Source organism: Rhizobium sp. SVR5-9E (genome assembly GCF_056755095.1).
This window is the reverse complement of sequence record NZ_JBNDHS010000022.1, coordinates 19,131-42,984: the sequence shown is the minus strand read 5'-3', so window position 1 is coordinate 42,984 and position 23,854 is coordinate 19,131. Positions and strand designations below refer to the sequence as shown.

Annotated in this window: 25 protein-coding genes; 19 read left to right on the top strand and 6 right to left on the bottom strand. The window is 61.2% G+C overall.

Annotated elements, in window-relative coordinates; genetic code table 11:
- Positions 1-10: 10 nt before the first annotated feature.
- Entirely contained in the window at positions 11-421 is a 411-nt protein-coding gene (gene msrB / locus ACPYOJ_RS13095; RefSeq protein ID WP_481416629.1) for a peptide-methionine (R)-S-oxide reductase MsrB, read from the bottom strand.
- 192 nt (positions 422-613) lie between these two features.
- Here msrB and ACPYOJ_RS13090 point away from each other — a divergent pair, with 192 nt between their 5' ends.
- The 11 genes from ACPYOJ_RS13090 to ACPYOJ_RS13040 all read left to right on the top strand — a co-directional run bounded on the left by ACPYOJ_RS13090 (position 614) and on the right by ACPYOJ_RS13040 (position 9,532).
- Positions 614-814, top strand: coding sequence for a hypothetical protein (locus ACPYOJ_RS13090; protein WP_481416628.1), 201 nt, complete (start codon positions 614-616; stop codon positions 812-814).
- Between the two features lie 193 nt (positions 815-1,007).
- Positions 1,008-3,386 (top strand): putative monovalent cation/H+ antiporter subunit A, encoded by a 2,379-nt coding sequence (locus ACPYOJ_RS13085; RefSeq protein ID WP_481416627.1) that lies wholly within the window; start codon positions 1,008-1,010, stop codon positions 3,384-3,386.
- Complete coding sequence (locus tag ACPYOJ_RS13080) at positions 3,383-3,802, top strand: Na+/H+ antiporter subunit B (RefSeq protein WP_168828849.1); 420 nt, start codon at positions 3,383-3,385, stop codon at positions 3,800-3,802. The genes ACPYOJ_RS13085 and ACPYOJ_RS13080 overlap by 4 nt, the downstream gene beginning before the upstream one ends.
- A complete protein-coding gene (locus ACPYOJ_RS13075) occupies positions 3,802-4,179 on the top strand; it encodes a Na+/H+ antiporter subunit C (protein ID WP_481416626.1) in 378 nt (125 codons plus the stop codon). The genes ACPYOJ_RS13080 and ACPYOJ_RS13075 overlap by 1 nt, the downstream gene beginning before the upstream one ends.
- Before the next feature lie 326 nt (positions 4,180-4,505).
- Positions 4,506-6,053: a Na+/H+ antiporter subunit D gene (locus ACPYOJ_RS13070; RefSeq protein ID WP_481416625.1), complete on the top strand. Its 1,548-nt coding sequence runs from the start codon at positions 4,506-4,508 to the stop codon at positions 6,051-6,053.
- Positions 6,050-6,523: a Na+/H+ antiporter subunit E gene (locus ACPYOJ_RS13065; protein WP_481416624.1), complete on the top strand. Its 474-nt coding sequence runs from the start codon at positions 6,050-6,052 to the stop codon at positions 6,521-6,523. Before ACPYOJ_RS13070 ends, ACPYOJ_RS13065 begins: the two co-directional genes overlap by 4 nt.
- Positions 6,520-6,909, top strand: coding sequence for a cation:proton antiporter (locus tag ACPYOJ_RS13060; protein WP_481416623.1), 390 nt, complete (start codon positions 6,520-6,522; stop codon positions 6,907-6,909). Before ACPYOJ_RS13065 ends, ACPYOJ_RS13060 begins: the two co-directional genes overlap by 4 nt.
- On the top strand, positions 6,906-7,238 hold the full coding sequence (mnhG, locus tag ACPYOJ_RS13055) for a monovalent cation/H(+) antiporter subunit G (protein WP_481416622.1): 333 nt from the start codon (positions 6,906-6,908) through the stop codon (positions 7,236-7,238). The genes ACPYOJ_RS13060 and mnhG overlap by 4 nt, the downstream gene beginning before the upstream one ends.
- A gap of 430 nt (positions 7,239-7,668) precedes the next feature.
- Positions 7,669-8,100, top strand: coding sequence for a Ros/MucR family transcriptional regulator (locus ACPYOJ_RS13050; protein ID WP_168828855.1), 432 nt, complete (start codon positions 7,669-7,671; stop codon positions 8,098-8,100).
- A 207-nt stretch (positions 8,101-8,307) separates the two neighbouring features.
- The gene (locus tag ACPYOJ_RS13045; protein WP_246704368.1) at positions 8,308-8,745 is read left to right on the top strand and encodes a helix-turn-helix domain-containing protein; all 438 of its coding nucleotides are present in this window, start codon (positions 8,308-8,310) and stop codon (positions 8,743-8,745) included.
- Complete coding sequence (locus ACPYOJ_RS13040) at positions 8,738-9,532, top strand: DUF6456 domain-containing protein (RefSeq protein WP_481416621.1); 795 nt, start codon at positions 8,738-8,740, stop codon at positions 9,530-9,532. Before ACPYOJ_RS13045 ends, ACPYOJ_RS13040 begins: the two co-directional genes overlap by 8 nt.
- Before the next feature lie 51 nt (positions 9,533-9,583).
- Here ACPYOJ_RS13040 and ACPYOJ_RS13035 read toward each other — a convergent pair whose 3' ends face one another.
- Positions 9,584-10,174: an HdeD family acid-resistance protein gene (locus ACPYOJ_RS13035; protein ID WP_481416620.1), complete on the bottom strand. Its 591-nt coding sequence runs from the start codon at positions 10,172-10,174 to the stop codon at positions 9,584-9,586.
- 405 nt (positions 10,175-10,579) lie between these two features.
- Between ACPYOJ_RS13035 and ACPYOJ_RS13030 the strand changes: the two genes are divergently transcribed.
- Positions 10,580-11,353, top strand: a complete 774-nt coding sequence (locus tag ACPYOJ_RS13030; protein ID WP_481416619.1) for a siderophore-interacting protein — start codon at positions 10,580-10,582, stop codon at positions 11,351-11,353.
- Positions 11,354-11,445: 92 nt separating this feature from the next.
- On the opposite strand, the gene ACPYOJ_RS13025 is transcribed toward ACPYOJ_RS13030, so the two are convergent.
- Complete coding sequence (locus ACPYOJ_RS13025) at positions 11,446-12,174, bottom strand: SDR family oxidoreductase (RefSeq protein WP_481416618.1); 729 nt, start codon at positions 12,172-12,174, stop codon at positions 11,446-11,448.
- Positions 12,175-12,339: 165 nt separating this feature from the next.
- Between ACPYOJ_RS13025 and ACPYOJ_RS13020 the strand changes: the two genes are divergently transcribed.
- On the top strand, positions 12,340-13,233 hold the full coding sequence (locus tag ACPYOJ_RS13020) for an AraC family transcriptional regulator (RefSeq protein ID WP_481416617.1): 894 nt from the start codon (positions 12,340-12,342) through the stop codon (positions 13,231-13,233).
- Between the two features lie 6 nt (positions 13,234-13,239).
- Here ACPYOJ_RS13020 and ACPYOJ_RS13015 read toward each other — a convergent pair whose 3' ends face one another.
- Positions 13,240-13,662 carry a SufE family protein gene (locus ACPYOJ_RS13015; RefSeq protein ID WP_481416616.1) on the bottom strand — a complete coding sequence of 141 codons (423 nt, stop codon included), beginning with the start codon at positions 13,660-13,662 and terminating at the stop codon, positions 13,240-13,242.
- Positions 13,663-13,867: 205 nt separating this feature from the next.
- Positions 13,868-14,359, bottom strand: coding sequence for a DUF5330 domain-containing protein (locus ACPYOJ_RS13010; RefSeq protein WP_481416615.1), 492 nt, complete (start codon positions 14,357-14,359; stop codon positions 13,868-13,870).
- Between the two features lie 452 nt (positions 14,360-14,811).
- Here ACPYOJ_RS13010 and ACPYOJ_RS13005 point away from each other — a divergent pair, with 452 nt between their 5' ends.
- From ACPYOJ_RS13005 to ACPYOJ_RS12980, 6 genes are all read left to right on the top strand, one after another.
- Positions 14,812-16,341 carry a sensor histidine kinase gene (locus ACPYOJ_RS13005; RefSeq protein ID WP_481416613.1) on the top strand — a complete coding sequence of 510 codons (1,530 nt, stop codon included), beginning with the start codon at positions 14,812-14,814 and terminating at the stop codon, positions 16,339-16,341.
- Positions 16,313-17,242, top strand: coding sequence for a peptidoglycan-binding domain-containing protein (locus ACPYOJ_RS13000; protein WP_481416612.1), 930 nt, complete (start codon positions 16,313-16,315; stop codon positions 17,240-17,242). The genes ACPYOJ_RS13005 and ACPYOJ_RS13000 overlap by 29 nt, the downstream gene beginning before the upstream one ends.
- A gap of 839 nt (positions 17,243-18,081) precedes the next feature.
- The gene (locus ACPYOJ_RS12995; RefSeq protein WP_481416611.1) at positions 18,082-18,705 is read left to right on the top strand and encodes a hypothetical protein; all 624 of its coding nucleotides are present in this window, start codon (positions 18,082-18,084) and stop codon (positions 18,703-18,705) included.
- A gap of 341 nt (positions 18,706-19,046) precedes the next feature.
- Positions 19,047-20,174: a porin gene (locus ACPYOJ_RS12990; RefSeq protein ID WP_481416610.1), complete on the top strand. Its 1,128-nt coding sequence runs from the start codon at positions 19,047-19,049 to the stop codon at positions 20,172-20,174.
- A gap of 327 nt (positions 20,175-20,501) precedes the next feature.
- Positions 20,502-21,623, top strand: coding sequence for a porin (locus ACPYOJ_RS12985; RefSeq protein ID WP_481416609.1), 1,122 nt, complete (start codon positions 20,502-20,504; stop codon positions 21,621-21,623).
- Positions 21,624-22,021: 398 nt separating this feature from the next.
- Complete coding sequence (locus tag ACPYOJ_RS12980) at positions 22,022-23,137, top strand: porin (RefSeq protein ID WP_481416608.1); 1,116 nt, start codon at positions 22,022-22,024, stop codon at positions 23,135-23,137.
- A 78-nt stretch (positions 23,138-23,215) separates the two neighbouring features.
- Here ACPYOJ_RS12980 and ACPYOJ_RS12975 read toward each other — a convergent pair whose 3' ends face one another.
- Positions 23,216-23,845, bottom strand: a complete 630-nt coding sequence (locus ACPYOJ_RS12975; RefSeq protein ID WP_481416607.1) for a TetR/AcrR family transcriptional regulator — start codon at positions 23,843-23,845, stop codon at positions 23,216-23,218.
- Positions 23,846-23,854 lie beyond the last annotated feature (9 nt).

Here is a 23,854-nt window from a genome sequence, read left to right as displayed (position 1 = left end):
GTCTTCGCAATCATTTCCCTGGCTCGAACACCATCGAATGGCCGTTGATGCAGTAGCGCAGGCCGGTTGGCGGCGGGCCGTCGGGAAAGACATGGCCGAGATGCGCCTCGCAGGTGCCGCAGCGAATCTCGGTGCGCACCATGCCATAGGAGGCGTCGCGGTGCTCGGTCACGGCATTCGGCGAGACCGGCTCGAAATAGCTCGGCCAGCCGCAGCCCGCATCGAATTTGGTGTCGGAGCGGAAAAGCGGGGCATTGCAGCCGACGCAACGGTAGAGCCCGGTCTCGAAGCTATCCCAATAGGGGCCGGTAAAGGCGCGCTCCGTGCCGTGCTGGCGCGTGACGCGGTATTGCTCCGGCGTCAGATGCTCTTTCCACTCTGCATCGGTCTTCTGGACTTTGACGGTTCCGGTATCGGACATGAGGCTTACTCCTTTCGCGCCGGAGAGGCGATTCCGTTCGGCCAGAATGTGGTGCGCAACGCACAATGGATCAAGATAGGCCAGTTTACCTGGCAATATACTCAGCGGCTCTAATCCGAAATGATGATTTGATCTCGGCTGTGTGATTAACGTACTATTAATCCTAACGGCTTTGCCGGCGGGGGATTTGAAGTGTTCGTTGATATTCTGCTCTGGGCCTATGGCCTGGGAGCCGCTCTTTTCGTAACCATGACCTTTCTGGAAGGCTGGGCCAATCACGACGGCTGGGGCCTGCGGCGGATGGCAGGCTTCGCCTCATGCCTTTTCTGGCCGCTCCTGATTGTCGTCTTCGTGCTGCATGCTCGCCACGCGGCTACGCAGCAAACCCTTTAGCTGTTCCGACGCTCACTTACTTTTTGCTCACTTGGGCGGCCGCTACCTTTGGTGGCGACGCTTCTGCAGCATGAAAGTGCATGATTGCAGTGGGCAGGTTCCGAAAACGCTTGAGGCTATCCGCCGATTGACCTAATTCTTCGAAACCATCCGGTTATCGCCGGGGCTCCGGGTTTCGTTTGAAGGAGGGGACATGGCCGGTGTCACTGGTCTGACATTTTTGGCCTTGTGCCTGCCTCTGCTCGGCGCCCTGATCTCCCCTTTCGTCATTCGCCGCCTCGGTGCGAACGGCGCCTGGTTGCTGGCGGTCGTGCCGCTTCTGTCTTTCCTGCACTTTCTCGGCTTCGTGCCGGAGGTCGCCCGCGGCGAGGTCGTGACCGGCGGCTATGTCTGGGTGCCGAGCTACAATCTCAGCTTCTCCTGGTTCCTGGACGGCCTGTCTCTGACCTTCGCGCTGCTCATTACCGGCATCGGTACGCTGATCGTACTTTATTCCGGCGGCTATCTGAGGGGGCATCCGGAGCAGGGGCGGTTCTTCGCCTTCATCTTCCTGTTCATGGGCGCGATGCTGGGCGTCGTCATCTCGGACAGTTTCCTGATGCTTTTCATCTATTGGGAGCTGACCTCCATCACCTCGTTCCTGCTGATCGGCTTCGATCATGAGCGGGAACCGGCGCGAAGGGCCGCCCTTCAGGCGCTCGTCGTGACTGGCGGCGGCGGACTTTGCTTGCTGGCGGGTCTGCTGCTGCTGTGGGATATCACCGGTGTCACGCAGATGTCGCTGCTTTCACACTTCGGCGACGTCGTACGCGGCAGCCCCTTTTATCTCGCGACGCTCGTGCTGGTGCTATGCGGCGCTTTCACCAAATCGGCGCAGTTTCCGTTTCATTTCTGGCTGCCGAACGCGATGGAAGCGCCAACGCCGGTTTCCGCCTACCTGCATTCCGCGACGATGGTGAAGGCCGGGGTCTTTCTTCTGATGCGCCTGAACCCGGTCATGGGAGAAACTGCCGCCTGGGAAATCCTGCTGCCCTTCTTCGGCGGCATGACGCTGGTTGCCGGTTCGGCGCTGGCGATTGCCCAGTCCGATCTGAAGCTGAAGCTGGCCTATACGACGGTCTCTTCGCTCGGCCTTCTCGTCCTGCTCACCGGCTTCGGCTCGGCATATGCCGTAGAAGCCGCAGTGCTCTATCTCGTGGCGCACTCGCTCTTCAAGGGCGCGCTCTTCATGGTCGCAGGCATTCTCGATCACGAAACCGGGACGCGTGACATCACCAAGCTCGGCGGACTTGCCGCCGCCATGCCGCTGACCTTCGCGATCGCGCTCCTTGCGGCGATCTCGATGGGCGGGCTCCCCCCCGTCTTCGGGTTCCTGGCCAAGGAAGAAGTCTACGCCGCGCTCGCCGGAGGCGACCTGCGCGCGGTGGTCTTCACCGTCGTCGCCATCTTCGGCAATGTGCTGATGTTTGCGATCGCCTTTTCGGTCGGCTTGCGGCCCTTCATCGGCACCGTGGCCGAAACCCCGAAGCATCCGCATGAGGCGCCCGTTCTGCTCTGGCTCGGCCCCAGCGTGCTGGCGGTCCTCGGTCTGGTCGCAGCCCTCTTTTCCGGCTTCACCCACGGCTACGTCTCTTCGCCCATGGCTTCTGCCGTCCAGGGCGATGCGGTCAGTGTCACGGTCTCGGCGGTGCCGCATCTTGGCCTGCCGCTTGCCCTCTCCATCGTGACCATCATGCTCGGGATGGCGACCTACTGGCAGATAGAACGTGCCCGCGGCCTCATGGTGTCTTTCCTGGACGCGGCGGGGCCGGGGCCGGACCGCGGCTTCGACAGTTTCGTTGCCGGGTTCGTTCGCTTCGGCTGGCGCGTCACCCGCATCGTCCAGCCGGGCAGGCTCGAAATCTACGTGATCTGCACCTTTCTCTGCGTCGCGGCGCTCCTGCTGCTGGTGCCGGCGCTTTACGGCGAATTTCCTGCCCTTCCTGCCTGGCCGCACGATGTGCAGTTTCATGAATGGGCGGTTTTCCTGCTTGCGGTGGTCGGCCTTGCCGCTGTCCTTGTCGCCCGCGATCTTTTGACGGCGATGGTCTCGCTCGGCATCCAGGGCTTTTCGGTGGCGCTGATTTTCCTGCTCTTCGGCGCCCCGGATCTTGCCTTTACCCAATTCCTGGTCGAGACGCTGTCGGTCGTCATTCTGGCGCTGGTCATGACGCGGCTTCGCCTTTCGCCGACTGATCCGCGTCCGCTCGGCCAGCGGCTCGGAGACAGCGCGGTCGCACTTGCCTGCGGTCTCGGCTTTTCGCTCCTTCTCATGAAGGCGACGGAGGGGCCGTTCGGCACGGTGCTGTCGGACTTCTTCAACACTTACTCGAAAACCATCGCCCATGGCGCCAATGTCGTGAACGTCATCATCGTCGATTTCCGCGGCACCGATACGCTCGGCGAAATCGCCGTCGTCGCGATCACCGGCCTTGCCATCGTCGCGCTGATCGGACTGCGGGCGGGAACTGAGCGGAAGCTCGCCGCAAAGGATCCGGGCAAGCCGCGCGATCTGGGGACGGAGCGGCCATGAATACCCTCATCTTCCGCACCATGGCGCCGTTCCTCGTCGCGCTGATGCTGGTCTTTTCGGTCTTCATCCTGCTGCGCGGCCACAATGAACCGGGCGGTGGCTTCATCGGCGGGCTGATCGCTGCCTCGGCGCTGGCGATCTATGGCATTGCCAACGGCGTTCCCGCGGTTCGCAGCGCGATCCGCTTTCATCCTCTGTCGATCGCGGGAGCAGGGCTGCTGATGTCGTCGGTCGCGGGGCTTGCCTCGATTGCCGCCGGCGTTCCGTTCATGACCGGCCTCTGGGTCTATCCCGTAATCCTCGGGGTCGAGGTACCGCTTTCGACGGTCATGCTCTTCGATATCGGCGTCTATTTCGTCGTTGTCGGCGCGATCACCGCCATCGCATTGGCGCTCGAGGAAAGGGAGGTGGAGTGATGGAGCCGCTTTTTGCGATCCTCGTCGGCCTCTTCTTCTCGGCTGCCGTCTATTTGCTGCTGTCGAAATTCTCGATCCGCATCATGCTTGGCATCGCGATCCTCGGAAACGCCGTGAACCTCTTGCTCTTTACTGCGGGCCGCGTGACCCGCGAGGTGCCGCCGATCATTCCGGCCGGTCTCGACACGCTGCCGGCCGGCGCCGCCAACCCGCTGCCGCAGGCGCTGATCCTCACGGCAATCGTGATTTCCTTCTCCTTCCTCGCCTTCATGCTGGTGCTGACCTACCGGGCCTATCAGGACCTCGGAACCGACAATACCGACGAGATGCGGGTGGCGGAGCCCGACGATCCGGCGCTTCCGCCGCTGGGGTACTGAGCATGGCGATGAGAGTGATCGTGCGGATGCTGACCCCCCTCTGCCCTGCCGGCTTTCCGGGGTCGAGCCACGCGCCTCGACCCGCTCTTCGAGCCCCCCGCAAGGGGGGAGATTGGCTGGGCGCGGTCGCTCGTCCGACTAAGTTACTGACGACTGCTGCGATTGCATCAGTTCGAAAGGAAGCGGGGAGCGTGCTGCGAGTCATCTCCCCACCCGTGGGGGAGATGCCCGGCAGGGCAGAGGGGGGCTTTTCACCTGCTGCCGCCCCCTCATCCGGCCCTTCGGGCCACCTTCTCCCCGCTGGGGAGAAGAGGAGGGCACGCTAAATGGCCGCGCCTGTCTCCGACCTCTCCGCCGCACTCGTCGCAGCGCCCGTGCCGGTATACAATTGGCTGGTGATCCTGCCTGTTGCGCATTGCATCGTGCTCGGCGCACTGATGCTGGTGCTGCGCGTCCATGTGCGCCTGCACGCGATGATCGCCGTACTCGGCCTTGCCGCGCTGGTGCTGATCGATGCGGTGCTCTTGACCATGGTGGTCGATGGCGGCCCCGTCACAATGGTCATGGGGCGCTGGCTGCCGCCTTTCGGCATCGCCTTCACCGTCGATCTCTTCGGCGCGCTGATGGCGCTTGTAGCGGCGATCGCGGCCCTTGCGGCGAGCGTCTATGCGCTCTCCGACATCGATGCGGGCGGGCGGCGCTTTGGCTTCTTCCCGTTCCTGATGTTCCTGATGGCGGGCGTTACCGGGGCGTTTCTCACCGGCGACGTCTTCAATCTCTATGTCTGGTTCGAGGTGCTGCTGATTTCGTCCTTCGGCCTGCTGGTCCTCGGATCGGAGCGCGAGCAGATCGACGGCGCGATGAAATATGCGGTGCTGAACCTGATCGGCACGACCCTCTTCCTGATCGCCGTCGGTTATCTCTACGCGATCTTCGGCACGCTCAACATGGCCGATATCGCGCTGAAAACGGCCGGCCTGCGGGACGGAGCGCCGCTCATAACGCTGGCGGCGCTCTTCCTGCTCGCTTTCGCGATGAAGGCCGCGGCTTTCCCGGTGAATTTCTGGCTGCCGGCGTCCTATCATACGCCCCGCATCGTCGTCTCCGCGCTCTTTGCCGGTCTGCTCACTAAGGTCGGCATCTACGCCCTCATTCGGGTCATGGTGATGCTGCTGCCGGTCGAGCGAGAGGCGCTGAGCCTGATGATCGCCGTGGCCGGCGCCGCCACCATCATCGTCGGCGCGCTCGGCGCGCTGGCGCAGACCGACATCCGCCGCATGCTCGGCTATGTCCTCATCTCGGGCATCGGCAACATGCTCGTCGGTGTGGCGATCGGCACGCCGGGCGGTGTCAGCGGCTCCGTCTTTTACGCGCTGCACTCCGTGGTTCTGATGACGGCGCTCTATCTCCTGGCAGGGCAGGTGGCGTGGCTCGGCGGCAGCTTCTCGCTTGCAGCGCTCGGCGGGCTCTATCGCGGACGCGGCTGGCTTGCCGCCGTCTCGCTGATCCTGTTTCTGGCCGCCTGCGGCCTGCCGCCGTTTTCCGGCTTCTGGCCAAAGGTGATCCTCGTCAAGGCGTCGCTCGATATCGGTGCATGGTGGCTTGCCGCCGCCCTCCTGATCGGTGGTTTCCTGACGACCATCTGCTTCGGCCGCGTCTTCCTGCTTGTCTATTGGCGCCCGGCAAGCCGGCCGGTCGACACGGCCGCCATCGGCTGGCAATCGGCGCTGCCGTTGCTGGTGCTCACCGCACTCGTCATCGGTTTCGGCATCCTGCCGGAACAGCTCCTGTCGCTGGCGCAGGCGGCAGCCGGAAGCCTTGCCGACCCCGGCGCCTATATCCATTCTGTCTTCCCGGGAGGAACCGCGCCGTGACTGCCTTCCTCTTCAATCTGCTGCTCGCCATCGCCTGGGTCGCCGTCTCCGGCAGCGCCTCGCTGCATAATCTCGTCCTCGGTTTCGTGCTGAGCGCCGTCGCGCTCGCCGTCGTCCGCGAGGCCTTCGGCGGCAAGGGCTATCTTCGCCGCACACGCCTCATCCTGTCATTGGCGCTGCTTTTCCTGAAGGAGTTGACGCTCTCCGCCTGGGTGGTCGCAAAGACGGTGCTGAGGCCGAGGATGGACATCCGGCCCGGCATCTTCGCCTTTCCGCTGACCGTCGACCGCGATTTCGAGATCACGCTGCTTGCAAATCTCATCACGCTGACGCCGGGCACGCTCTCCGTTGATGTTTCGGCGGATCGCAGGACGCTTTACGTTCACGCGCTCGACTGCGCCGATCCGGAGGCAGTGAAGCGCGCCATCGCGAACGGCTTCGAACGCAAGATCATGGAGGCCTTCCGATGATGCCGCCGCTCGCCATCGTCTCGGGGGCGGCGACGCTCACGCTTGCGATCCTCGGCATCGCCTTCGTGCTCACCGCCTATCGCGTCATCGCCGGGCCGACGCTGCCGGACCGCGTCCTTGCGCTCGACACGCTGACCGGCATCGCCATCGGCTTCATCGCGGCACTTGCCGTCAAGACGCATTTCGCGCTCTACATCGATATCGCGATCGCGCTGGGGCTGGTTGGCTTCCTCGCCACGGTCGCCTTCGCCCGCTTCGTCCTGTCGCGCGGCGCGCCAGCGCCCGAACTGCCACCCCCCGGGAGACCGGCAGGCAAGCGAAAAAACGAGACAAAGCGCAGGTCGGCAAAGAGACCGGGCGGGAAACCGGCAAGAAAGGCAGGATGATGGGATACGTACTTGCCATAGCCATCGCGGTGCTGATGCTTGCCGGCGCTTTCTTCGCGCTTTCGGCCTCCATCGGTGTCGTGCGCCTGCCGGACCTTTATTCGCGCATGCATGCCGCGTCCAAGGCAGGGACCGTCGGCTCCGGTCTTTTGCTTCTGGCTGCCGGTTTCTCGTCCGGGGAGGTTGCAGTCTTTGCCCGCGCGGCCGTCGGCGTTGTATTTCTGCTGCTGACGGCTCCGGTCGCGGCGCACCTGCTGGCAAAAGCTGCGCGAGACACCGGACATAGGCTATGGGAATTTTCTGTTCGAGATGATATGGAGGGCCGATAAGAGTATAAATTTGACCAACGGAGCTGGATTAACGCAAATTTACGTATGTGGCAGCCAAACTAAAGTCGTATCTACGCCCGAAAATCTTACTCTTCTGTGAATTTTCAGTAGAAACGACACAAATAACAATTGGCCTCCGCGTAAATCGGTGCTAATTGAATTGTAAGTAGAGTTCGAATTTCGAACTAGAATCGTGCCGTTATTCGTCCTTAGCTTTAATTTCCAATGTCTAATTAAGGTTGTGGTTAGAAAAACGCAGCGATTTTGACTCGTATTCGGACAGTATAAGAGCAGCTTTCGGTCTCAAGAATCTAGGGGTGGATTCGCGTTTTAGGACATGAAGCCAGGGTCTGGGCTTTTACTGTTTGCCTCTACGAAGACGGTCCTCCGCAAGGAGGGTCATTCACGCATGCGAACAGGAGAACGAAATATGACGGATACCGCGACCGGCAATGGGCCGGAATTGCTGGTAGAGCTGACAGCTGATATCGTAGCGGCATATGTCAGCAATCATGTGGTCCCGGTCAGTGACCTGGCCAATTTGATTTCCGACGTGCATTCCGCACTGAGCAACACGTCTGCACCGCAACCCGCCGCAGCCATCATCGAAAAGCAGAAGCCCGCCGTTTCAGTGCGCAAGTCAGTACAGGACGATCAGATCACCTGCCTGGAATGCGGCGGCAACTTCAAGTCTCTCAAGCGTCATCTCATGACTCATCACAGCCTCTCGCCGGAAGAATACCGCGAGAAGTGGGATCTTCCCGCCGATTATCCCATGGTCGCCCCAGCCTATGCCGAGGCACGTTCGCGCCTCGCCAAGGAAATGGGCCTCGGCCAGCGCCGCAAACGCGGGCGCGGCTGAGCCTGACGCTCCCAGACGTAAGAGCCGGGGCAACCCGGCTTTTTGCGCGACTGCGAGAGGTTAAGGAAAATAATCCTATTTATTTTCAGAGCCTTGTCAAGAAAGCACCGCTGTAACACGAGAAAGTTGTTCGGCAGTGCTTTCCAGCAGGCTTTTGGTCGCGTACATTATATGAATTAATTCCTATTTTGTTGGGAGTTTTCATATATGCCTATTGAAAATCCACCTCTGCCGCGTCTTCGGCTCGAACTTGCCCTGCGGCCTCTCATCAGCGATGTCCCTCCCGCTTTCCAGGGCTACGCGCCGCCTTCTTCCACTCTTCCGATCGATGCGGTTTGCCGAATTGCCCAGGAGCTCACCACCGAGATGGTCATGCTCGTGGGCGGCAGACTTCTGGCGCGCCGAGACCGCCGGCGCACGCTCTGTCACGTCCGGCAGATCGCGATGTATGTTTGCCATGTGGCGTTGCAGATTCCCCATGACGATATTGCCGGCGCGTTCGGCCGCAATCGCTCCACGGTCGGTCATGCCTGCATGACCGTCGAAGAACGGCGTGAGGATGCCGCCTTCGACGACTTTGTCTCTGCCGTCGAACGGGCCGTCAAATCCATCTTTCGTTCCGCCGGAGGCGCTGCGCATGAGTGAAAGAACCGATACTGTCCGCAAGTCCCTGGTTCGGCTGCTGAAATTTCTCGCGAAGGGGGAGGCAGCGGTGGAGCGCGGGGAGAGCGGTGAGCTGACGCTCCGCCACGCAGCAGGCACCCATGCGCTCCCGACGGCGCTTTTTGAGGAGGCCGTGTCGCTTGGCCTCATCACTGCCGCCGCCAGCAGCGCCCGTCTCGCCCCACCGGCCCGCGCCTATCTGCGCCGCGCCGCAGCCGAACGCGAAGAGGCGTTTCTCGAACAGCACGGGGAGATTGCGCTTCGCGTCGCCGAGATCGATGGTGCGCGCCAGTCCGTGCGCGTCAACGAGGCCGAATCGCCGCTCGCGGCGCTGTCGCGGCTGAAGGACAAGGGCGGCTCGCCCTTCCTGCCGAAGGAGGTGCTTGCCGCCGGCGAGCGGCTGCTTGCGGATTTCACGCGGGCGCAGCTCCAGCCGCGCGTGACATCCTCCTGGCAGCCGCGATTGTCCGGCCGCATCAAGGGTGAGCGCGGCGGCATGGCGGATCTTGCCGATAGCGCCGTCGCCGCGCGCATCGCCGTCAACCGCGCGATCGAAGCCATGGGACCGGAGCTCTCCGGCGTGGCTCTCGACGTCTGCTGCTTCATGAAAGGGCTGGAAACCGTCGAGCGCGAACGCCAATGGCCGGTCCGCTCGGCCAAGCTGATGCTGAGAACGGCGCTGCTTGCGCTCTCCCGGCACTACAACCCGCCCCGCCGCCAGACCCGCGTGCAGCACTGGGGCGCGGAAGGATATCGGCCCGATCTGTGAAGTGTCGGAGCCGAAGAGGATGGCTGAAATCCCAAGGGCTTCAGCTTGCTGTCAGACCGGCGCCGCAGGGCTGCTCTGCCGCATTTGCCAGGCAAAATACGCGAGTGCCGCACCCACGCTGATGAGCTCGATCCCCAGCAGAAATCCGACCAACCACAGGGCCGTCACCGGCAGGCTGCTCCACAGGATCAGCGAGAGAAGAATCCCGACCAGCCCGCTTGCCAGCACCCAGCCCCAGTTCGGGAGTGGCCGGATCGTCAGCGCGAAGACCACCTTGGAGATGCCCTCGATCATGAAAAAGACGATCAGAAGCAGGGTGATCGTCAGCATTCCTTGCGCGGGATCGCGCAGGAAAAGAAAACCGATCAGCAGGGCAAGAATCACCGAGATCAACTGCAGCCAGAAATGCGGCACGTGGCGCGCACCGAGGAGGCTCAAACCTTGCAGCACACCGCTGATGATCAGCAGCCATCCTAAAAGGACGATGACCGCCACCGATGAAATCACCGGATAGATGATCGCGAGAACCCCCGCCGCCATCAGCAGGATACCTTGGATCAGATACCACAGTGAGTAACGCTTGACAGTCTGCCTCACGGCTTCGCGAAAGACCTCCGCCGCCGCATCCATCGACATCGACATGGCTTTTCCTCCCCCGGCAATCCCCTCGCTTGCAGTCGCCCGACGGCCAAGCCTATGTCGGAGCGGCTACCCGATATTTGCTATTTTAGCACGAATTTGGCGAGTTCGTCAGGTGCTGCGGTTGCCACGCCTCCGTCGGCCGCCACTCTCACCCGCGACCCTTGATTCGGCTCCTCATCGGGCGGACCGCCCGGTGCGCCGCCCGAAAATTAAAGTTTAGCAACATTCGATGTTTCGCCATTGCGCCCCTGGCGGACCACCACTACAGAAGAACCGTCACTGGCCGGGCGCGTTCCGGCCACGTAAGCGTTAACGTCACTCAACGCGTATGATCGAACGGCTCTGCGGCTTCGATCTGCGCGACTGTGTCCTGCGGATCGTTTCCCGAAGCCCCGGAAGGACATGATGGATAACAATCAATCCGCAAACCCCCTGCTATCCGCACCTGCCATCGAGCGGGTCCGCCATGAATTGCGTCGCCGCCTGCTGACGGTCGAGAGCGTGGCCGACATCACGCCCGGCATGCGGCGAATCGTTCTCACGGGCGAAGACCTCGCCGATTTCGTCAGTCTTGCGCCCGACGACCATATCAAGGTCATCGTGCCCACCACCGATGGCGCCGAGGAGCGCCGCGACTACACCCCGCGCCGCTATGACAACGCCGCTCGCAGCCTGACCATCGATTTCGCCCTTCACGAGGCTGGTCCCGTCACGCAATGGGCGATCGATGCTCGCCCGGGAACAACGCTCGAAATCGGCGGCCCGCGCGGTTCGGCAGTGGTCTCCAGTACCGTGAAGCGGTGGCTGCTAGTCGGCGACGAAACTGCGCTGCCCGCAATCGGCCGCCGCATCGAGGGGAGCGGCGCGGGAACGGCGATCAGCCTTCTCGGCGCTGTCGCCGGACCGCAGGAGGAACAATCTTTTGAAACGGCCGCGGCGCTGACAACGCGCTGGGTGCACCGCCCGATATCCGATGCCACCAATGCCGCGCCCCTGATCGCCGCCTTGAGCGGCATCGACATAGCTCCGCAAACACTGGTCTGGGTCGCTGCCGAAGCATCGGTGGTGCGGGCAATCCGCGCCCATCTCGTCGAGGAGCGCGGCTACCCGCTCGCCTGGATCAAAGCCTCCGGCTATTGGGTCAAGGGCAAGGCGGATACGACCGAGAAGTTCGGCTAGCTTTGCCCCAGTTCCGGAAGGCGCGCGGATGCCTGAGAGCAGGGCATCCGGCGCGGTCCGGTCATTCTAGGGGTGCCCTCTGGCTCCCGTCATCACCAGGGCAGCGTGCCGTTGTGGTTGAAGTAGCCCGCCGTCGGGCCGCTATCCTCGAGTGTCGCCAGCGTCACGGCGACCTCGGCTGCCTGCTCGACCGTCCGGTATCCGGTATTGCCGTTCATCTCGGTAGCAGTATAGCCGGGATCGGTGGCGTTGACCTTGATGCCGAAGGGCTCAGCCGCCTTGGCGATCGACACCGTCGCGGCATTGAGCGCGGATTTGGAGCTGTTGTATCCCAGCACGTTGACGCCGTAGAACTCGTTGTCAGGATCAAGCAGCGATTGGATGGAGCCGAGTTCGCTGCTCATCATCACGATGCGCCCGGCCTTCGATGCCTTGAGCAGCGGCAGGAAGGCCTGCGTCACTCGGATCGGCCCGAAGACATTCACCTCATAGACGTCTTTGATGGACTCCATCGGCTCCTCAAGCGGCGAGAGGCCGAAGCTTCCGGCGATTCCGGCATTGTTGACCAGAACATCGAGAGAGCCGGTCTGTTCGGCAAGAACCGCGGCTGCCGCGGTCACGCTGCGGTCGTCCGTCACATCGAGTTCGAGCCAATGCGCATCGAGGCCCTGGACCCTCAGCTTCGCGGCGGCTTCTTCGCCGCGTTCCCGGTCACGGCAGCCGAGCCAGACCCGGTAACCCTCCGCCGCCAGGCGCCTTGCGATCTCGAATCCGATACCCTTGTTGGCGCCCGTCACCATTGCAGTCTTCATGTTGGTCATGTGTCACTCCGTTTGTGGAGTATCACAGATCGTGCAGATCACGCCCTTGGTGTGAGCCGCAAAATCCCGGCTTCTTGCCTATTCCTCCTGACCTGCTGTCGGCAGCGCGCCGGTGCCTTGTCTTGCGTCCGGCGGCCATGCCACCATATGTCGATGATGGAAGCGATGGACGAATTGCGCGATCGCGCGCTGAGATACGCGCAGGGCCAGCGCACCGAAACGCCGGTACCGCGCGTGACGATCACCAAGGACGCGGCGCTGACGGGCATGACGCCGGGCATTTATGAGCCGATGCTCTGCCTTGTTCTCCAGGGCGCAAAATGCGCGATCATCGGCGACAGAAGGCTGCACTACGACCGTGCGAGCTATTTCGTGGCAAGCATCGAAGTCCCTGGGGCCTGCCAGATCGTCGAGGCGCGTCCTGAAAGTCCCTATCTTGCGCTCGCCCTGACGCTGGATATCCCGACGGTTGCGGAAATCATCATGGACATGCCGGGCCTCCCGCCAACGGCTGATGGTCCCGGTTTCGGCATCAGCCCGGTGACGCCTGAACTTGCCGATGCATGGCTGCGGCTGGTGAAGCTGTTCGACACACCTGCCGACATTCCGATCATGGCGCCGATGCTGGAGCGCGAGATCATCTACCGGGTGCTGCAGGGGCCGCACGGACCGATGATCCGCCAGCTCGCCCGTAGCGACAGCCGCCTCGGCCAGATCCGCCGCGCCATCAGCCACATCCGCGAACACTTCGATCAGAGCGTGACGATCGAAACGCTCAGCTGCATTGCCGGCATGAGCCCGTCCGTCTTCCACAAGCATTTCAAGGATGTGACGGCGATGAGCCCGATCCAGTACCAGAAGAAGCTTCGGCTGCATGAGGCACGCCGCCGCCTGCTCGCCGATCCGGGCGATACGGCGCGCGTCGCCTTTTCCGTCGGCTATGAAAGCGCCACCCAGTTCAGCAGGGAATATGCGCGCCAGTTCGGCGCGTCACCTGCACGCGATGCCGGAAGATTGAGGGCGCGTAATTCCGAAAGCAGCGAACTGCTCGACGTCTGAGCGTGCTCACGCCGCGGCGCGGACCCGTGCTTCCTCGCGGATGCGGTTGACCATCGAGCGCAGCCCGTTGGAACGCTGCGAGGAGAGGTTTTCGACGAGGCCGATCTTGGAGAAGATCTCGAAGGCGTCGAGCGCGGCGATCTCGGAAGCCTTCTTGCCGGAATAGGTGGCGAGCACGATGGCGACGAGGCCGCGCACGATGTGCGCATCGGAATCGCCCTCGAAGGTCAGGACCGGATTTTCCGGATCGCCCGCGGTTTGCGTCACCAGCCAGACCTGGCTTGCGCAACCCATCACCTTGTTCTCGGAGGTCTTCTTGTCGTCCGGAAGGTCCGGCAGTGCCTTGCCGAGCTCGATGACATAGCGGTAGCGGTCTTCCCAGTCGTCGAGGAAAGAGAAATCGTCGATGATCTCGTCGAGAGATGCCATGGTCGGGCCTTTCGCTGTTGCCAGTGATATAGGTGAAGTGGCGCCGCTTTTGAACCAGTAAAAGGAAAAACGCCGTGAAGGATGGGCATCCTCACGGCGCAGCAAACGCTGAAAGCAAACAGGGCAGGCACGTCAGGCACGGGACATCTCCGCCTCAGGCGGACTGCCGGTGCAAGCTTGGGATGCGGCTTGGGCCGCGGAATTCTTAGAGAACCGGCTTTGGCGTCGGCAGCGGAATGGTGCCGGTCACGACCTCGTCGGAGGCCGAATCGTCATCCACCGGCGGGCGATAGGGCATCGGCTGGTTCAGCGCCGCAGCCTTTTCCTCCGTCACGGAAGGCGCAACGGTCGCAACGGGTGCTGCGCCAAGCGGAGCGGCGGGCGTTGCCTCTGCCAGCTTCGGTGCGGCGGTCTTGTTGTCGGCGAACTTGCTATCGAGCAGCTCATAGGCGACACGGGCGCCTTCGCGGGCCCGGTAGCCGAGTGCCGTCAGGGTCTCGCCGCCCTTGGCGCAGACCTCCGGCTTCTCGCTGCACATTCCGATAATGTAGTCATAGGCGCCGCTGACGGCCGTGAAGGCGTCGGAGAATTGAATTTGGGGGTCGCCCGCCAGCCGCGTCGAGCTCTCCGAGCTGAAGAGCGGCAGCAGTAGCAGCACAAGGCCGAACCAGAACGATCCTTTGATCAGAAACCACATTGTCGTTGCCCATCCTGTTTTCCCGTTCGGTCTTGCCGCCGAATCAGGCCCGGTTTTCCGGTGTGCTTTCACCCTAGCGATGAAGTGCAAATGCCGGTTTTCGAAACTTGGTGGCATTTGCGGCAAATTTAATTCGAATTTTAAATAAAGGCGTTCGCACCGCATTTCAGTCAAATTGTAGCCATCGGCGTTAAGCATGCCAGAGGCTGCCCTCTGGAATTGCAAGGGTTCTCCGGCGCGCGCCTGCCCCAAAAGTTAACGCGAACCTGAAATGTGAGCGAAATCCGCCGCTTACCCCCTATTAACCACAAAAAACAAAGCGCCTTCAGGATGGCTCAAAATGGGATTTTTGCGGCGTTTGGGCTGTGGAGCGCGTCTTTGCCTTATCCTTTCCTTAAGCCGCGCGGGCCTATTCTCCGGCTGTCTTGAAGGCCTCTTGGGGCGGGTATTGCGTGCGAGTATTGAGTGACATTGGTGGACGGGCGGCAGCCCTTGTGGATCGTGCGGCGAGAGGCTGGCTTTCCCGTATGGGAAGCGGCGAAGCCGTTGCCGAGCGGGAGCTTGTGATCCTGCGCCGCCTCATCTTTCTCTCCTCGGCAGCGCTCGTCGCGACCCCGGCGGGCCTCTCCTTCGTCACCAGCCCGGCCGTTGCTCTGCCGGCGGGTGTCGCCACCGTCTGCGCTGCATTCCTCTTTTCGGCCGTCGGCGGCATCGCGCTTTCGCGCCACAGCGCCGTCGCGGCAAGTGTGGCGGCGGCGCCGGCGGAAGAGTTCTTCCTTGAAAACAGTGCCGGCCTCGTTCTTTTCCTCGACCAGCACGGCCATGTGACGGCTGCGGGCGGCCGCAACAGCGGCGAATTCCTTGCCTGGATGCGCGATCCGCGCGGCCGGGGCTTCATCGAGCAGGTGCATATCTCCGACCGCATTCTGTTTCTCCAGGCTCTCGACCAGCTGCGGCAAGGTGCGGAAAGCGCCAGCGTCGACCTACGGGTCGATCGCCCCAGCGTATCGCGGGACCTGCGCCAGTTTGCGCATTTGAGAATGGACATGACGGCGCAGCGCGATCTGGACGGCGGGCTCTGCGCCATCGTTGCTCAGCTACGGGACGTGTCGATCGAGCATCAGCTGCGCATCGAAGCCGAAAGCCGGGCAGCCGATGCCGAATCAGCCAACGACGCAAAATCGCGCTTCCTCGCCGCCGTCAGCCACGAGCTGCGCACGCCGCTGAACGCCATCCTTGGCTTCTCGGATATCCTGATCGGCGAATATTTCGGCAAGTTCGAGAACGAGCGCCAGCGGGAATATGTGAACCTTGTGCGTGATTCCGGCGCGCACTTGCTTTCCGTCGTCAACACCATGCTCGACGTGAGCAAGATCGAGGCTGGACGCTACGAGCTGGTGCTCGAGCCTTTCGATATCGGCGCCTCTGTACGGTCGTGCGAAGCGATGCTTGCGCTGCAAGCGAAGTCGAAGGGGGTAACGCTGACCAGCCGCATCCAGCGCGACCTTGATGAGGTCGTCGCCGATCAGCGGGCGATTCAGCAGATCCTGATCAATCTCGTCGGCAATGCGGTGAAGTTCACCAACTCGGGAGGGGCGGTCACGGTCGATGCAGCGGTGCGTGGCGGCGTTTTGCAGCTTAGCGTCAGCGATACCGGCATCGGCATCCCGGCCGACAGGCTGGAAACGCTCGGCCAGCCCTTCGTGCAGGTCCAGAACGACTATACTCGCCAGTATGAGGGCACCGGCTTGGGCCTGTCGCTGGTCAAGGGCCTCGTGGCGCTGCATGGCGGTCACTTCGCGATCGCCAGCGTGCCCGGCGAAGGCACGATCATCACCATTTCGATCGCGGCGGATGGTTCCGGCGCCGGCGCCGCGCAGGCGGCCAGAGACCGGACCGTCGAGTTTCCGCCGCGCCTGAAGACTGTCGCTGCACGGGAAGAGGGATTTTTCGATGGCCGCGCGCAAGCGAAAATCGCCTAACGGAAGGAGGGGCCGGCAAAAGCCGGGCCTGCTCCTCACAGGGGCTGCCGCCTTGGGCGGCGTGGGCATGACGGGCGCTTCGGCGCTCGGCGGCGTCATTGCGCGTAATCCGTCGCTGGCTGGCGGTACCGCGGCCTTTATCGTGATCTTCAGCTTCGTCGCCGCCAATGCGCTGTGGTACCAGCCGGGCACACATCCGCATCCTTTCTTCCGCACCCGCGATGCGCGGTTTCCCTTCTCGATTGGCCGTTCGGCTTCAAACGAACCTAACCCGGCCGACGTCACGACCTTCAAGATCGAGCGCCCGGGCGACGAAAGTGCTGCCGTCACCACCAGCGCGACGCCGCCTGCGGCTGCACCCGGCCAGCAGCCGAGCCAGCTCGTCATGGATATCCAGCAGGAGCTCATTCACCGGGGTCTCTATAACGGCACGGCCGATGGTGTCATCGGCCCGCGAACCAGCGCTGCGATCCTGTTCTTCGAGGAGACCGTCGGCATGCCGCAGGGCGGCGATGCGACGCCGGAAGTGCTCGCGGCGCTGAAGACCGGTTCCATCGGGCCTACGACCATTCCGGCCGAGAAGCCGCCCGAGGACGTGTCGTCGCAAGCCTCTGCCGAAGACCCGGTTGCTGCCGCAATCCGCAGCGCCGAGAAGCAGGTGAGGACGGCGCCTTCCACGCCGAAGCGCGTCCCGTCATCCGAGCTTACAAATGTCGATTTGGTGCTGGAGATCCAGAAGGGCCTCGCCAACATGGCCTACGCCAATGTCGGCGTCGACGGCGTCGCTGGCGAACAAACCCGCGCCGCCATCCGCCACTTCCAGAAGCACTACAACCTTCCGGAAAATGGCGAGCCCAATACGGCGGTGCTGAACAAGCTCAAGGAAATCGGCGCGATCTGAAGACGATCCTCAGATTGAAGTTGCAAATTAAGATTCGCAGGTGCTCAGATCTGCCTTTAACATTGGCAGGCCCCGTTTCGTCCAGATCGATCGACGGCAGCCCATCGCGTCATTTCTTGACCGAAGGCGAGGCGGATGGGTGTGACCGGATGCCGCAACCCGCTGCTCCCCTGCAGCTGCTCGCATGCCTTCGCCATACGGGAGTTCTGGCCGGATTCATTGAGGTTGCGGGCGCAAATACCCGCGTTGTCGGTCACTCAAAGCGTAACAGATTCCCGAGCTAGCCAGATCATAATGTCGCGGAACTCCTTGAATTAATTCCAGCGCGATCCTATCTGCGGAATTAATTAGCACGCTATCGATAAATCATATGACAAAATGCTTGCCCCACCCGTCACCCTTCGGCTCATCCAGATTTTGCGCGCATAGCGGGCAGGGAATCACTGCCGAATATGCCGCATGCCCCTCGTTTCACAAAAAAATGATGCGCGCAGAGTCGCCCCTGGTGTTATCGAGTCGACCTGCGACCGGGGGGTCAGTCAGGAACTGAAAGGTGTGATTGAAAAGTCACTTATTCGCTTAGATGCCGATCGGAAGGTATCTGCGTGTCCCAGCATACGGTTGGTCAGAGGGTGTGCGGCCGGAATGAGCCGTGTTCTACATCTGCCAGTTTAGCCGAATGATGCGCGAAGCCTCCGGCGGCGACCCCGCAAACCGATATCCTTGGTCGCACGATGTATAAGTCAATTGCCTCTTTAACGAGTTCCGATAACCAACGTCTTTACAAGACGCTGTTTGACCACTTTTCCACCGTTTATCCTGCGGTCTCGAAATCGAGCATGGCAGAGTTTCATCTGGGTGGAGATCAGACCTTCCGGCTGCTTCGAGGTTCGCAGGACCTGACCTTCGAGGTTACCTATTCCGACATCTCGCGCTTTGCTTCCGTCACGCGGCTTTTGAATTCGAGAGCGCGGAAGTACACGAAGGGGGTAGCGCTTCACTGGAATACGTCCCGGGTCGCTCCGCCGCGCGGACTTCTCAACCTTCCCCGTCCTCTAGAGGAATCGCGGGCGCCTGAAGAGGTGCTGATGGCGATATTCCATCTGGATCTGAATGATCCGGTCGAGGTGGAGAGACGAATCACCACCTGTATTGCCGCTCTCTATCCTTCCGGCCCCCGCCTGCAGGCGGACCATCAGGAAAACGACGGTCAGAGAACCGTGGCGCAGCTGGCTGATTGGCTTTCGTTCCAGGGCGCCAAGCAGGTGCTCCTGATAGATGATCCGGACGAGGCGGCGACGATGTTGATCTCCATGATGTTTGGAGGGATGGCGTCGCGCGTGACCGCCGGTGAGGGGCTGCCCGACCGGGCACAACTGATCACCTACCTCAAAGGCTGCATTCAGCTTTTCGTGCGGGGCTGCCGCAGGCAAGAGCGCGCGCCCGACTCCCAGAATCCCTAACACTATTCCGAGATTTTTGAGTCGCCCTCCCTTGGGGCGGCACCGCTCCTCCCGATCGTGCGAAGGCGCAGGATCAGGATTGTTGTCTTCATGAATCAACCAAATCGAGCAGCCAGCGGATCGGTTCGTGGCAAAAATGCAACTCGGTTCGCTTGTATTAGATTTATGGTACGACAACGTTTATTAAATAATTGACCGACCCGTACCCGTCCTGTTCTAAGGATCGCGTTACCGAAGCAAATCGCTCGGCAACGCCTGGCGGACTGAAATTTCAGGGGACCGCATCCATCGCGCAAGTAAAGAGCCAAACCGTCAGGTTGGCCTTTGGAACGGAGACACAAATGACCATCAAGAGCCTCCTTCTCGGCTCCGCTGCTGCCCTGGCAGCAGTATCGGGCGCTCATGCCGCCGACGCTATCGTCGCTGCTGAGCCGGAACCGGTTGAGTATGTTCGCGTTTGCGACGCCTATGGCACCGGCTACTTCTACATCCCCGGCACGGAAACCTGCCTCAACATCGGCGGTTACGTCCGCTTCGACGTTGGCTTCGGCGCCGGCGATGCACTCGACAACAACGGCGCGGACGACTGGGATGCTCGCACGCGTGCGCACATCAACGTTATCGCAAAGAGCGATACGGAATACGGCACTCTGACGAGCGCGATCATTCTCGAATCCAACTTCCGCCCGAATGGTGTTAGCAGCGACGAGCCGACGGCTGGAGCATCTTCCACGTTCGGCGGTTCTCAGAACACCACGGCTATCGACGAAGCCTATATCGACCTCGCCGGCGTCCGTGTTGGTAAGTTTGCCAACTGGTGGGATGACGACTTCTCGGGCGAAACCGACATCATGTCGACCCTCAATGGTTCGACGAAGCAGAACTCCATCCGCTATCAGTACGACGCTGGCGACTTCTACGCCGGTATCGCCCTCGAAGAACTCGTGCAGACGAACAACGTAAATCTGGCTACCGGCAAGACGAATGACGGAATCGCCAATAACCTCGGTATCGACGCCTCGGTCGGCGGTAAGGTCGGCGGCTTCACCTACGCCGTCATCGGCGCTTACGACACGGACGCCGAAGAAGGCGCAGTGCTCGCAAAGATCGGTGTTGACGTTGGCCCGGGCACGCTCTCGGTCGCCGGCATCTACTCGACCGGCCTGGGCGACGAAGGCTTCAACGGCTACTACGACGCCGGCGAATGGTCTGTTGCTGCTCAGTATGCGCTCAAGGCAACCGACAAGTTCACGGTCACCCCGGCTGTTCAGTACATCGACAACATCGATGCCGACACCGACGGCGACTGGGACAGCGGCAACGAGATTCGCGCTGGCGTGACCCTCGACTACAAGATCGTCGAGAACCTCTCCACGAAGCTCACTGCTACCTACGTATCGGCCGATCACGACAACGCTTCGGACAACGATTGGGTTGAAGGCTTCTTCCGCCTGCAGCGCAACTTCTAATCGAAGAAATACGACTGATCAGATTTGACCTCCGATCAGTTTCGAGAGGAGAGCCCGGTATCCCAGCCGGGCTCTTTTCTTTCGTAGGGAGGCTCGGCAGAGGCTTCGGGGTCAGCGCTTCACGTGACAAAAATACAACGTAAACTTAAAAGAAATAATTTCTGGTACGAACACGTTTATTAAATAATTGACGAGTCGGAAGGCCCTCTGTTTCATGGGCCTCGTTGCCGAAGCGCCTGCTCGGCAACGCTTCGCGGACCGGGGGCCGCACCCATCGCGCAAGTAAAGAGCCAAACCGTCAGGTTGGCCTCTGAAACGGAGACACAAATGACTATCAAGAGCCTCCTTCTCGGCTCCGCTGCTGCCCTGGCAGCAGTATCGGGCGCTCATGCCGCCGACGCTATCGTCGCTGCTGAGCCGGAACCGGTTGAGTATGTTCGCGTTTGCGACGCCTACGGCACCGGCTACTTTTACATCCCCGGCACCGAAACCTGCCTCAGCATCGGCGGTTACCTCCGCTTCGACGTTGGCTTCGGCGCGGGCGATGCATTCAAGAACAACGGCGCGGACGACTGGGATGTCCGCACCCGTGCGCACGTCAACGTTATTGCAAAGAGCGATACCGAATACGGCACTCTGACGAGCGCGATCATTCTTGAATCCAACTACCGTCCGAACGGTTTCAGTAGCGATGCACTTACGGCTGGTGCGTCTTCCACGTTCGGCGGTTCTCAGAACACCACGGGCATCGACGAAGCCTACATCGACCTCGCCGGTTTCCGTGTTGGTAAGTTCGCCAATTGGTGGGATGACGACTTCTCCGGCGAAACCGACGTGATGACGACCGTCAACGGTTCGACGAAGCAGAACTCCATCCGTTATCAGTACGACAGCGGCGACTTCTACGCCGGTATCGCTCTCGAAGAACTGGTTCAGACGAATAATGTGAATGCGAAGGGCGATACGCTTGCCAACAACCTCGGTATCGACGGTTCGATCGGCGGTAAGGTCGGTGGCTTCACCTACGCGGTGATGGCCGGTTACGACACGGACGCCGAGGAAGGCGCGGTGCTCGCAAAGATCGGTGCTGACATTGGCCCGGGCACGCTCTCGGTCGCTGGCATCTACTCCAGCGGTTTGTCTGACGATGCCGACCACTTCAACGGCTATTACGACGTCGGCGAATGGTCGATTCTCGCTCAGTATGCGCTCAAGGCAACCGACAAGTTCACGGTCACCCCGGCTGTTCAGTACATCGACAACATCGATGCCGACACCAACGGCAACTGGGACAACGGCAACGAGTGGCGCGCTGGCGTGACCCTCGATTACAAGATCGTCGAGAACCTCTCGTCGAAGCTCACTGCTACCTACGTCTCCGACAACCACGATGGTGCGCCGGATCAGGACTGGGTTGAAGGCTTCTTCCGCCTGCAGCGCGACTTCTAATCAAAGAAATACTACTGATCAGATTGACCTCCGATCAGTTTCGAGAGGAGAGCCCGGTATCCCAGCCGGGCTCTTCTTTTTGTCGTTCAGACTTGTAATCCCTGTGGCTAGTCCACCCCGGAACGGTCGCGTTGGCCGCCCTATCGATCCTCCATTCCACAATCTCTCATGAGGGCCATGTCTGCGGCTTTGCGGACGAACCTGCCCATGTCGTCCGCAATGGAAAATTACTCGGCAATACCGGCACGTTTACTAAACAATTGACGGGCCGCGAGGTCTCCTGTCTTTTAAGGGCGTTGTGTTCGGGAACTCCTGGCGGACTGAACTTTCAGGGGACCGCATCCATCGCGCAAGTAAAGAGCCAAACCGTTGGGTTAGCCTCTGGAACGGAGACACAGATGACCATCAAGAGCCTCCTTCTCGGCTCCGCTGCTGCTCTGGCAGCAGGATCCGGCGCCCATGCTGCCGATGCTATCGTCGCTGCTGAGCCGGAACCGGTTGAGTATGTTCGCGTTTGCGACGCCTACGGCGCCGGCTACTTCTACATCCCCGGCAGCGAAACCTGCCTCAATATCGGCGGTTACCTCCGTTTTGAAGTAGGCTTCGGCGCGGGCGATGCCTACGACAACAACGGTTCGGACGACTGGGATGCTCACACGCGTGCGCACCTCAACGTCATCGCCAAGAGCGATACGGAATACGGCACGCTCACGAGCGCGATCATTCTTGAATCCAACTTCCGCCCGAACGGCGTTCCTACCTCCGCCAAGACGGCGACATGGTCGTCCTCGGTCGGCGGTGACCAGGACGGCAGCACTGTCATCGACGAAGCCTACCTCGACATCGCCGGCTTCCGTGTTGGTAAGTTCGCCAATTGGTGGGATGACGACTTCTCAGGCGAAACCGATCTGATGACGACGATCAACGGTTCGACGAAGCAGAACTCCATTCGTTATCAGTACGGCGATGACAACTTCTACGCCGGTATCGCTCTCGAAGAGCTGGTTCAAACCAACGGCGGCGCCAACAACCTCGGTATCGACGGTTCGATCGGCGGTAAGGTCGGGGGCTTCACCTACGCGGTGATGGCCGGTTACGACTCTGACGCCCAGGAAGGCGCAGTCCTTGCAAAGATGGGTGTTGACATTGGCCCGGGCACCCTCTCGGTCGCCGGCATCTACTCCAGCGGCTTGTCTGATGCTGTAGATTCTGACGGCGACCACTTCAACGGCTACTACGATGCCGGCGAATGGTCGGTTGTCGGCCAGTATGAGCTCAAGGCAACCGACAAGTTCTCGGTCGCCCCGGCTGTTCAGTACATCGACAACATCGATGCCGACGCCAACGGCAACTGGGACGGCGGTAGCGAGTGGCGCGCTGGCGTGACCCTCGATTACAAGATCGTCGAGAACCTCTCCACGAGGCTCACAGCAACCTACGTCTCCGACAAGCACGATGCTGCGCCGGATCAGGACTGGGTTGAGGGCTTCTTTCGCCTAGAGCGCGACTTCTAGGAAATACAGCCGATCGGATTGATCTCCGACCGGTTTCGCTAAGGGGAGCCCGGCGCTGGCCGGGCTCTTCGTCGTCGTTCAGACTTGCAATCCCTGCGCGAAGATTCGCAGGCTGGATCGCAGATAGCTTTTCGTCTTTCTTGCGCGTGCCTCCAGCTCGACCCCCGCACGGTCGATGCTCAGGCTTCCGAAGACGATGCCGATCAGCATCGTCGCTGCGGCGTCGGCATCGATCACGGTAATGCGGCCTTCCTGCCTGAGCCTCCTGAACCAGTCGGACAGCTTTTCACGGGCAACGGTGAAATCCTCTCTCAATTCCGGAACATAGTCGGCGGCCTCCCAGCCGACCTCAACCAAGAAGTAGTCGCTCATATCAGCGGCTTGGGCGCCGCTACCGTTATCGAGAAAAAAGGTTCGCTCGAGCATCTCCTCGATCGGAGACCGTTCATCCATCGCAGGGATGAAGAAAATGAACTCGCTTCGAGACTTCAGTATTTCGCGCAGCAAGTCGGCCTTTCCGTCGAAGAACTCGTAGAAAGTCCTTTTCGAAATGCCGCATTTGGCGGCGATCACGTCAACCGTCGTGTTGACGTATCCCGCTTCAATGAAAACATCACGCCCCCCGCTGATGATGTCATTTCTCCGCTGATCGGAGTCCACGCACTTGGGACGTCCGCGCGGCCTCTTCAATTCTGCGTTAGAGTTCACGATTTCTCC